The organism is Pseudomonas sp. NPDC087817 (assembly GCF_044742875.1).
Lineage (GTDB): Bacteria > Pseudomonadota > Gammaproteobacteria > Pseudomonadales > Pseudomonadaceae > Aquipseudomonas.
Window position 1 is genome coordinate 2,788 of sequence record NZ_JBIUVJ010000089.1, and the last position, 10,596, is coordinate 13,383.

Annotated in this window: 8 protein-coding genes; all 8 read left to right on the top strand. The window is 59.1% G+C overall.

The features are described 5' to 3' along the window. Positions 1-64 precede the first annotated feature (64 nt). The 8 genes from lpxD to tilS all read left to right on the top strand — a co-directional run bounded on the left by lpxD (position 65) and on the right by tilS (position 10,357). Positions 65-1,120, top strand: coding sequence for a UDP-3-O-(3-hydroxymyristoyl)glucosamine N-acyltransferase (gene lpxD, locus ACIONG_RS28015; RefSeq protein ID WP_213027698.1), 1,056 nt, complete (start codon positions 65-67; stop codon positions 1,118-1,120). A gap of 106 nt (positions 1,121-1,226) precedes the next feature. Further along, entirely contained in the window at positions 1,227-1,667 is a 441-nt protein-coding gene (gene fabZ, locus ACIONG_RS28020) for a 3-hydroxyacyl-ACP dehydratase FabZ (protein WP_003222142.1), read from the top strand. Then, positions 1,664-2,440 carry an acyl-ACP--UDP-N-acetylglucosamine O-acyltransferase gene (gene lpxA / locus ACIONG_RS28025; protein WP_103303027.1) on the top strand — a complete coding sequence of 259 codons (777 nt, stop codon included), beginning with the start codon at positions 1,664-1,666 and terminating at the stop codon, positions 2,438-2,440. Before fabZ ends, lpxA begins: the two co-directional genes overlap by 4 nt. Before the next feature lie 2 nt (positions 2,441-2,442). Continuing rightward, on the top strand, positions 2,443-3,573 hold the full coding sequence (gene lpxB, locus ACIONG_RS28030) for a lipid-A-disaccharide synthase (protein WP_401304044.1): 1,131 nt from the start codon (positions 2,443-2,445) through the stop codon (positions 3,571-3,573). 11 nt (positions 3,574-3,584) lie between these two features. Further along, positions 3,585-4,211, top strand: a complete 627-nt coding sequence (gene rnhB / locus ACIONG_RS28035) for a ribonuclease HII (protein ID WP_007908845.1) — start codon at positions 3,585-3,587, stop codon at positions 4,209-4,211. Positions 4,212-4,287: 76 nt separating this feature from the next. After that, positions 4,288-7,809 carry a DNA polymerase III subunit alpha gene (gene dnaE / locus ACIONG_RS28040; protein WP_103303025.1) on the top strand — a complete coding sequence of 1,174 codons (3,522 nt, stop codon included), beginning with the start codon at positions 4,288-4,290 and terminating at the stop codon, positions 7,807-7,809. 139 nt (positions 7,810-7,948) lie between these two features. After that, a complete protein-coding gene (locus ACIONG_RS28045; RefSeq protein ID WP_401304048.1) occupies positions 7,949-8,896 on the top strand; it encodes an acetyl-CoA carboxylase carboxyltransferase subunit alpha in 948 nt (315 codons plus the stop codon). Between the two features lie 132 nt (positions 8,897-9,028). Further along, a complete protein-coding gene (tilS, locus tag ACIONG_RS28050; RefSeq protein WP_401304050.1) occupies positions 9,029-10,357 on the top strand; it encodes a tRNA lysidine(34) synthetase TilS in 1,329 nt (442 codons plus the stop codon). Positions 10,358-10,596 lie beyond the last annotated feature (239 nt).

The window sequence follows — 10,596 nt, forward strand, 5'->3', positions numbered from 1 at the left end:
GGCCAACCCTCAGTCCCACCTCACGCGCCAGGCTCTCGAGCGCAGGACTCAGCTGAAGTAACCCATGACCGTGACTATCAAGCTCGGCCAGTTGGCCGAGTTCCTCGGCGCCACCCTGCGTGGCGACCCGGAGAAGCAAATTACTGGGCTAGCCACTTTGCAAGAGGCTGGCCCAGCTCAGTTGAGCTTTCTGGCAAATCCTCAATATCGTAAATACCTGGCGGGTTCGCAGGCAGCAGCATTGCTGCTCAAGGACGCGGATGCCGAAGGTTTTTCCGGTAATGCGCTGGTCGTGCCGGACCCTTATCTGGCTTACGCACGTCTCTCTCACTTGTTCGATCCCAAGCCAAAAGCCACAGCGGGTATCCATCCCACAGCGGTGATTGCTGCAGACGCGGTGGTTGATCCGACCGCCAGTGTCGGGCCTTTCGTGGTGATCGAGGCCGGTGCGCGGATTGGTGCGCAAGTGACCTTGGGTGCCCATTGCGTGATCGGTGCGCGCAGCGAAATCGGTGAGGGCGGCTGGCTCGCTCCACGGGTGACGCTGTATCACGATGTGCGCATCGGCAAGCGGGTGGTGATCCAGTCCGGTGCCGTGCTCGGTGGTGAAGGCTTCGGTTTCGCCAATGAGAAAGGTATCTGGCAGAAAATCGCCCAGATCGGTGGCGTGACCATCGGCGACGATGTCGAAATCGGCGTTAATACCGCGATCGACCGCGGCGCCCTGGCCGATACCGTGATCGGCAATGGCGTGAAGCTCGACAACCAGATTCAGATTGCCCACAACGTCCAGGTCGGTGATCACACCGCTATGGCGGCGTGCGTGGGGATCTCCGGCAGCACCAAAATCGGCAAGCACTGCATGCTCGCCGGCGGTGTCGGTCTGGTCGGTCACATTGATATTTGCGACAACGTTTTCCTGACCGGGATGACCATGGTGACCCACTCGATTACCGAGCCGGGCGCGTATTCTTCCGGCACAGCCATGCAACCAGCGGCCGAATGGCGCAAAAGCGCGGCACGCATCCGTCAGCTCGATGACATCGCGCGACGTTTGAAACAGCTGGAAAAGCGCGTAGGGGAAGTGACCCCTGACGGCAATGCTTCATCAGATGGCTGATACCATTTCCATATCAAGTGTGCACAGCCTCTAGACTGCCTCCTTGATTTGCTAGAGGAGTGCGCGTCAGTCGCGCTCCCAATCTTTACATAGGCTTCCCCCCGAAATGATGGACATCAACGAGATTCGCGAATACCTGCCTCACCGTTACCCGTTCCTGCTGGTGGACCGGGTGGTGGAACTGGACACTGAAGGCAAGCGCATTCGCGCCTACAAGAATGTCAGCATCAATGAGCCGTTCTTCAATGGTCACTTCCCGGCGCATCCAATCATGCCGGGCGTGCTGATCATCGAGGCGATGGCTCAGGCTGCCGGGATCCTCGGTTTCAAAATGCTCGACGTCAAACCGGCCGACGGCACCCTGTATTACTTCGTCGGTTCCGACAAGCTGCGCTTCCGCCAGCCTGTGCTTCCGGGTGATCAGTTGATCCTCGAAGCCAAGTTCATCAGCTGCAAGCGCCAGATCTGGAAATTCGAATGCCAGGCTTCGGTCGACGGCAAGCCAGTCTGCTCCGCTGAAATCATCTGCGCGGAACGCAAGCTATGAGTTTGATTGACCCTCGCGCAATCATCGATCCGTCGGCCGTACTGGCAGACGGCGTCGAGGTCGGCCCGTGGTCGATCATCGGCGCAGGTGTGGAAATCGGCGAGGGTACCGTGATCGGGCCGCATGTGATCCTCAAAGGCCCGACCCGCATCGGCAAGCACAATCGCATCTACCAGTTTTCCTCGGTAGGTGAGGACACGCCGGATCTGAAATACAAGGGTGAAGAAACCCGTCTGGTGATCGGTGACCACAACGTCATCCGCGAAGGTGTGACGATTCACCGTGGTACCGTGCAGGACCGCTCGGAAACCACGCTGGGCGATCACAACCTGATCATGGCCTATGCCCACATCGGTCATGACAGCGTCATCGGCAATCACTGCATTCTGGTCAACAACACCGCATTGGCCGGCCATGTCCACGTTGAAGACTGGGCGATTCTTTCCGGATTCACCCTGGTTCACCAGTATTGCCACATCGGTGCTCACAGCTTTTCCGGCATGGGTACCGCCATCGGCAAGGACGTTCCGGCGTATGTCACCGTATTTGGCAACCCTGCCGAAGCGCGCAGCATGAACTTCGAAGGCATGCGCCGTCGCGGTTTCAGCGAAGACGCTATCCATGCGTTGCGCCGCGCATACAAAACCGTTTATCGCCAAGGACTGACGGTCGAGCAGGCCCTGGCGGAGCTGGTTGAGCCTGCGGCCCAATTCCCGGAAGTTGCGGTGTTCCGCGACTCCATCCAGTCGTCGACTCGCGGCATCACTCGCTGATCATGGCCAATTTGCGTATTGCGCTGGTGGCGGGTGAGGCTTCCGGTGACATTCTGGGCGCCGGTCTTATGCGCGCCCTCAAGGCACAGCATCCGGCGGTCGAATTCATCGGTGTCGGCGGTCCGTTGATGCAGGCTGAAGGCCTGACGTCTTACTTTCCCATGGAGCGCTTGTCGGTCATGGGTTTGGTGGAAGTGCTTGGCCGGCTGCGTGAGTTGCTCAAGCGCCGCAAGGATCTGATCGCCACGTTGATCGCCGAGAAACCGGACGTGTTCATCGGTATCGATGCGCCGGATTTCAATCTCAATATCGAACTCAAACTGCGTCAGGCCGGGATCAAGACCGTGCACTACGTCAGCCCGTCGGTGTGGGCGTGGCGGCAGAAACGTGTGCTGAAGATCCGTGAAGGCTGCGATCTGATGCTCACCCTGCTGCCGTTCGAAGCCAGATTCTATGAAGATAAGGGCGTACCGGTGCGGTTCGTCGGTCATACGCTGGCCGATACCATTCCTCTGGAAGCTGATCGAGCCGCAGCGCGTGCCGAGTTGGGCTTGCCCGATGGCCCGCTGGTTGCTTTGATGCCCGGCAGTCGCGGCGGAGAAGTCAGTCGGCTGGGCGCACTTTTCCTCGATACTGCCGAACGCCTGCGTGCCATGCGCCCGGGTTTGCGTTTCGTCATGCCGTGCGCCAACGCAGAACGGCGTGCGCAGATCGAGGCGCTGTTGGTCGGCCGCGATCTGCCGGTGACGTTGCTAGACGGCAAGTCCCATCTGGCCTTGGCAGCGTGCAACGCAGTATTGATCGCTTCCGGCACGGCGACCCTTGAAGCGTTGCTGTACAAGCGGCCGATGGTGGTCGCTTATCGCCTGGCGCCCCTGACGTTCTGGATTCTCAAGCGCATGGTCAAGAGTCCGTATGTGTCCTTGCCTAACCTGCTGGCCCAACGCTTGCTGGTGCCGGAATTGTTGCAGGATGATGCGACAGTTGAGGCGCTGGCACAGACCTTGTCGCCATTGATCGATGGCGGCGAAGAACAGACGCGCGGCTTTGACGAGATTCATCGCACCCTGCGCCGGGACGCATCCAATCAGGCGGCGGACGCCGTCCTCAACCTGATCGGACAAACACGATGAGCAAGAAAGATATGCAAATGGGTCTGGATTTCACCTTGGTCGCCGAAGTTGAAGAATTGGTTGCCGGTGTCGATGAAGTCGGTCGTGGCCCGTTGTGCGGTGCAGTGGTGACGGCGGCGGTGATCCTCGATCCGAACCGGCCGATCCTCGGTCTCAACGATTCGAAGAAACTCACCGAAGCCAAGCGCGAAAAGCTCTACGACGAGATCATCGAGAAATCTCTCAGTTGGTGCATCGCCCGCGCCGAAGTCGAAGAAATCGACGAGTTGAACATCCTCCACGCGACCATGCTGGCCATGCAGCGCGCAGTGGCGGGTCTGCACATTCAGCCGAAACTGGCGATGATCGACGGCAACCGCTGCCCGCAACTGCCGATGCGCGCTGAAGCTGTTGTGCAAGGCGACGGCAAGGTGCCGGCGATTGCCGCTGCGTCGATTCTGGCCAAAGTCAGCCGTGACCGCGAAATGGCCGCGTTTGAATTGATCTATCCGGGTTACGGCATTGGGGGCCATAAAGGCTACCCGACGCCCGTTCATCTGGAAGCGCTGGTGCGTCTTGGTCCGACGCCGATCCACCGGCGCTCGTTCGCCCCGGTGCGTCAGGCTTATGAGGCGCTGGAAGGTCTGACGCAGGTTTAGTCGCAAGGCTGATGTTTTATTCAAGGCCCGGTACAATCCGGGCCTTGTTGTCTCTATGTAACTGGACAGGATCACTATGCCGGCTTCATTCGTTCATCTACGCCTGCACACTGAATACTCCCTGGTCGACGGGCTGGTGCGGATCAAGCCACTGGTCAAGGCGCTGACCGCCATGAACATGCCGGCGGTCGCGGTCACCGACCAGAACAACATGTGTTCCCTGGTCAAATTCTATAAAAACACCATGGGCGCAGGCATCAAGCCGATCTGCGGTGCCGACCTGTGGCTGTCGAACAAGGATCCGGACGCACCGCTGAGCCGGATCAGCCTGTTGGTGATGAACGCCAAGGGCTATCGCAACCTCACCGAATTGATCTCGCGCGGCTTCATCGAAGGCCAGCGCAACGGCATGATCATTGTCGAACGGGAGTGGGTCGCCGAAGCCAACGAAGGCCTGATCATGCTCTCCGCTGCCAAAGAGGGCGAGATCGGCATGGCGATGATCGGCGGCAACCCGGCCGAGGCTGAAGCCCTGGCGCGCGAATGGATGGCGGTGTTCCCGGATCGTTTCTATCTGGAGATCCAGCGCACCAATCGACCCAACGATGAAGAACAACTGCACGGCGCCGTAGCCCTGGCCGACAAGCTTGGCGCGCCGCTGGTGGCGACCAACGATGTGCGCTTCATCAAGCAGGAAGACTTCGCCGCCCACGAGACCCGCGTGTGCATCGGTGAGGGCCGCGCCCTCGACGATCCGCGCCGTTCGAAGAATTACAGCGATCAGCAATACCTCAAAAGCGCCGAGGAAATGGCCGAGCTGTTCAGCGACATTCCTGACGCTATCGAAAACACCGTCGAGATCGCCAAGCGCTGCAACATCGACGTGAAACTGGGCACGCACTTCCTGCCCAACTTCCCGATTCCCGATGGCATGACCATCGACGAGTATTTCCGCAAAGTCTCCTTCGACGGACTCGAAGAGCGACTGGCGGTACTGCTGCCCAAAGACACCACCGAAGACTATGAAGCCAAGCGTCAGGTCTACGTCGATCGCTTGAATTTCGAGCTGGATATCATCATCCAGATGGGCTTCCCCGGTTACTTCCTGATCGTGATGGACTTTATTCAGTGGGCCAAGAACAACGGCGTACCGGTCGGTCCTGGCCGTGGGTCGGGTGCCGGCTCGCTGGTGGCCTACGTGCAGAAGATCACCGATCTTGATCCGCTGGAATATGACCTGCTGTTCGAACGTTTCCTTAACCCGGAACGGGTATCGATGCCCGACTTCGACGTCGACTTCTGCATGGACGGCCGTGACCGGGTGATCGACTATGTGGCCGAGAAATACGGCCGCAACGCGGTAAGCCAGATCATCACGTTCGGTTCCATGGCCGCCAAGGCTGTGGTGCGTGACGTGGCGCGGGTGCAGGGCAAGTCCTACGGCCTGGCGGATCGTCTGTCGAAGATGATCCCGTTCGAAGTCGGCATGACCCTGGAAAAAGCCTACGAGCAGGAAGAAATCCTCCGTGACTTCATCAAGGTCGATGAAGAGGCTGCGGAAATCTGGGAGATGGCGCGCAAGCTCGAAGGCGTTGTGCGTAACGTCGGTAAACACGCCGGTGGTGTGGTGATCGCACCGACCAAGCTGACCGACTTCTCGCCAATCTATTGCGACGAGGCTGGTGACGGTCTGGTAACCCAGTTTGACAAGGATGACGTTGAGGCCGCCGGTCTGGTGAAGTTCGACTTCCTCGGTCTGCGGACCCTGACGATCATCGATTGGGCGCTGAAAACCATCAACCGTGACCGCGCCAAGGTCAACGAACCGCCGCTGGATATCGCGTTTATCCCGCTCGACGACAAACCGACTTACACATTGCTGCAAAAAGCTGAAACCACAGCGGTGTTCCAGCTTGAATCGCGCGGCATGAAAGAGCTGATCAAAAAGCTCAAGCCCGACTGCCTGGAAGACTTGATCGCACTGGTAGCGCTGTTCCGTCCGGGCCCGCTGCAATCCGGCATGGTGGACGACTTCATCAACCGTAAGCACGGTCGCGCCGAACTGGCGTACCCGCACTCGGACTACCAGTACGAAGGCCTCAAGCCAGTATTGGCGCCGACGTACGGCATCATCCTGTATCAGGAACAGGTGATGCAGATTGCCCAGGTCATGGCCGGTTACACCCTCGGTGGTGCGGACATGCTCCGTCGGGCGATGGGTAAGAAAAAGCCCGAGGAAATGGCCAAGCAACGCGGCGGTTTCATTGAAGGTTGCGCAACCAACAATATTGACGCTGACCTCGCCGGTAACATTTTCGACCTGGTAGAGAAGTTTGCCGGTTACGGCTTCAACAAATCCCACTCCGCCGCCTACGGCCTGGTCTCGTACCAGACCGCCTGGCTGAAAGCCCACTACCCGGCGCCGTTCATGGCCGCGGTACTGTCGGCGGATATGCACAACACCGACAAGGTCGTGACCTTGATCGAGGAAGTGCGCACGATGAAACTGCGCCTCGACGCGCCGGACGTGAACACTTCGGAGTTCAAGTTCACGGTGAACGACGACGGCCGCATCGTTTACGGCCTCGGCGCGATCAAAGGTGTCGGCGAAGGCCCGGTGGAAGCGATCACCGAGGCACGCCAGGAAGGTCCGTTCAAGGATCTGTTCGATTTCTGCGCCCGGGTTGACCTCAAACGTATCAACAAGCGCACGCTGGACGGTCTGATCCGCAGCGGTGCGCTGGATCGTCTTGGCCCGTACTTCCATGACGAACAAAAGGCCTACCAGGCCAACATCGACCGCAACCGCGCCGTGTTGCTGGCGGCAATGGAAGAGGCGATCAAGGCTGCCGAACAGACCGCACGCACCCACGACAGTGGTCACGCCGACCTGTTTGGCGGGCTGTTCGTCGAGGAAGATGCCGACGTTTATGCGAGCCATCGCAAAGCCAAGGAACTCACCCTCAAGGAGCGCCTCAAGGGTGAGAAAGACACCTTGGGGCTGTACCTGACCGGTCACCCGATTGATGAGTACGAAGGCGAGATCCGCCGTTTCGCCCGTCAGCGCATCATCGACCTGAAACCGGCCCGCGATACGCAGACCGTTGCAGGGATGATCATCGCGCTGCGGGTGATGAAGAACAAAAAGGGCGACAAGATGGGCTTCATCACCCTTGATGACCGCTCGGGGCGGATCGAGGCGTCGCTGTTTGCCGATGCTTTCCACTCTGCGCAATCGCTGCTGCAGACCGATGCGATGGTGGTGGTCGAAGGCGAGGTCAGCAATGACGACTTCTCCGGCGGCCTGCGCCTGCGGGTCAAGCGTGTGATGAGCATGGAAGACGCGCGCACCAACCTTGCCGAAAGCCTGCGTCTGAAGCTGCAAACCCAGGACTTGAAGGGTGATCAGCTACGCTGGTTGGGCGACTTGCTCAAGCGTCATCGCGGGGCGTGCCCTATTACCATGGAGTACACCAGCCCCGATGCGAAGACCTTGCTGCAGTTTGGCGAGACCTGGCGAATCGACCCGGCGGATGCCTTGATTCAAGCCCTGCGTGACCAGTTCGGGCGAGACAACGTCTTCCTCCAATACCGTTGACCGGCAAGTGCCATCATTGCACTTGTCCACAACCTGAATTTTTAATCTCGACCTCAGCGCGCCTCTCCCTTAAGGTAGGGCGCGAATAGACAACCGGCCGGCCCAAGCTCATTTGGGACACGACCCAAGACGGACGCCTATGAACCCGAATTTTCTAGATTTCGAACAGCCGATCGCCGACCTGCAAGCCAAGATCGAAGAGTTGCGCTTGGTCGGTAAGGACCAATCGCTGAATATCGGCGATGAGATCTCCCGCCTGCAGGACAAGAGCAAAACGCTGACCGAAGACATCTTCGGCAAGCTGACCAGCTGGCAGATCGCACGCCTTGCGCGTCACCCGAAACGCCCGTACACCCTCGATTACATCGAGCACATCTTCACCGAGTTCGACGAGTTGCACGGCGACCGTCACTTCTCTGACGACGCGGCTATCGTTGGCGGTATCGCCCGTCTGGAAGACCAGCCGGTGATGATCATCGGTCACCAGAAAGGCCGTGAAGTCCGTGAGAAGGTGCGCCGCAACTTCGGCATGCCGCGTCCGGAAGGCTACCGCAAGGCTTGCCGTCTGATGGAGATGGCCGAGCGTTTCAAAATGCCGATCCTGACCTTCATCGACACTCCGGGCGCCTACCCTGGAATCGACGCTGAAGAGCGCAACCAGAGCGAAGCCATCGCCTGGAACCTGCGTGTGATGTCGCGCCTGAAAACCCCTATCATCGCCACCGTTATCGGTGAGGGTGGTTCCGGTGGTGCATTGGCCATTGGCGTCTGCGATCAGCTGAACATGCTGCAATACTCGACTTACGCGGTGATCTCGCCGGAAGGCTGCGCTTCGATTCTGTGGAAAACCGCAGAAAAGGCGCCGGATGCCGCTGAAGCGATGGGCATCACCGCCGAGCGTCTGAAAGGTCTGGGCATTGTCGACAAGGTGATTGGCGAGCCTCTGGGCGGCGCCCACCGTGATCCGGCCGCTGCTGCTGCGTCGATCCGTGCCGAGCTGAGCTCTCAACTGGCGATGCTGAAGAAGTTCGATAACGAAGCGCTGTTGAAGCGTCGTTACGATCGACTGATGAGCTACGGCCTCTAAGTCGAACGCAATACCCCTGTAGGAGTGAGCCTGCTCGCGATGAGGGCGTAACATTCAACCAATGTGTTGGCTGTCACACCGCTATCGCGAGCAGGCTCACTCCTACATTTGTTTTGGGGCGAAGAGTTAAATATGGGCCAGTCCATGATTGATTTGCCTTCCCGGCTTCTGCTGAATCTTGAGCCGTGGCGCAACGCCACTCATTGGCGCATCGCGTTTTCCGGTGGTCTCGATTCCACCGTCCTGCTGCACCTGCTTGCCGATCTGGCAAAAACCGAATCCCTCCCGACGCTCAGCGCCATCCACATCCATCACGGCCTTCAGGCTGCGGCTGATGCGTGGCCGGCGCATTGCCAGTCTGTCTGCGATGTGTTGGGTATACCGTTACAAGTGGTGCGGGTGAATGTGCAGCCGAGAGCCAGTCTGGAGCGGGCGGCGCGGGATGCACGGTATGCGGTGTTCAGTTCGGTGACGCAGTTGGATGACGTGCTGCTGACAGGCCAGCACCGTGACGATCAAGCCGAAACCCTGCTTTTTCGTCTGATGCGCGGTGCGGGAGTGCGCGGTCTTTCGGGGATGCCACAACAGCGTCCGTTGGGGCAGGGGGCTTTGGTTAGGCCGTTGCTCGATGTCACTCGGGCGGAGCTGGAGTCCTACGCCCACAGTCATCAACTGCGCTGGATCGAAGACCCGTCGAATCAGGATTCGCAATTCTCGCGCAATTATTTGCGCCAGCAAATCACGCCACTGCTGACTGAACGCTGGCCGCAAGCACAGGCCAGCATGACCCGTAGCGCTGCGCATCTGCGTGAAGCGCAAGGCCTGCTCGATGAGCTGGCACAGATGGATCTGGCTCAGGCGCAATCCCCTCATGCATTCGAATGGCTGGGATTGCAGTCGCTGGAACTGGCGTCGCTGGCAGGGTTGTCTGCCGCCCGTCAGCGCAATGCGGCGAGTCACTGGCTCGAACCACTGACGCGTCTGCCTGACACTGACCATTGGTCGGGTTGGAAAAATCTTTGCGACGCCGCTCAGAGCGCTTCGCCTGTCTGGTGTCTGGCCGATGGTGAGCTGCACCGCAGCGCCGGTCGTCTGTGGTGGCTCAGCGGCGACTGGCTACGCGCGCCAGTGATCGGCAGCGACTGGCAGGCCCCGGCGTCACCGCTACGCTTGCCCGATAACGGGCGTGTCATGTTCAGCGGACAGACTCCTCGCGGGCCGCTGCGCATTGCTTATCGGCAGGGCGGCGAAGTGATGCATCTGGCCGAGCGGGGTCATCGCGACCTCAAACGCCTGCTCAACGAGCGTGCGGTGCCGGGCTTCGTGCGTGGCAGATTGCCGCTGCTGTTTCGCGGCGAAGAATTGCTCGCGGTGGCGAACCTGCCGGGTCTTGATGGCAATGCGCAGGAAGGCTGGAAATTGCATTGGCAGCCAATAGACGAAGATCAAGGTTTGAGCTGAAAGGAGCATTCCGGTAGACTACGCTCCCTTCTTGATACAACTTCTGTGGATTCGCCTGAATTGCAGGAGTTGCCGATTACCAAGCAGTCTTTGCTGGGCGATTCCAAAAAATGTGTAGCGAGCAACGTACCGGTGTTTCATCTGCCGGTCTGTCCCAACGCGGCGGTTTTTTTGAAATGTGCTCTGTGATTAATGAAGGTTATCGTGTGATTGTTGTTTATTTCGTTTTCCGTTTCTTT

Bases quoted from the DNA above. Each gene is read 5' to 3' on its own strand.
- lpxA (WP_103303027.1), top strand. From the start codon at position 1,664: ATGAGTTTGATTGACCCTCGCGCAATCATCGATCCGTCGGCCGTACTG.
- lpxB (WP_401304044.1), top strand. From the start codon at position 2,443: ATGGCCAATTTGCGTATTGCGCTGGTGGCGGGTGAGGCTTCCGGTGAC.
- tilS (WP_401304050.1), top strand. From the start codon at position 9,029: ATGGGCCAGTCCATGATTGATTTGCCTTCCCGGCTTCTGCTGAATCTT.
- lpxD (WP_213027698.1), top strand. From the start codon at position 65: ATGACCGTGACTATCAAGCTCGGCCAGTTGGCCGAGTTCCTCGGCGCC.
- rnhB (WP_007908845.1), top strand. From the start codon at position 3,585: ATGCAAATGGGTCTGGATTTCACCTTGGTCGCCGAAGTTGAAGAATTG.
- dnaE (WP_103303025.1), top strand. From the start codon at position 4,288: ATGCCGGCTTCATTCGTTCATCTACGCCTGCACACTGAATACTCCCTG.
- fabZ (WP_003222142.1), top strand. From the start codon at position 1,227: ATGATGGACATCAACGAGATTCGCGAATACCTGCCTCACCGTTACCCG.
- ACIONG_RS28045 (WP_401304048.1), top strand. From the start codon at position 7,949: ATGAACCCGAATTTTCTAGATTTCGAACAGCCGATCGCCGACCTGCAA.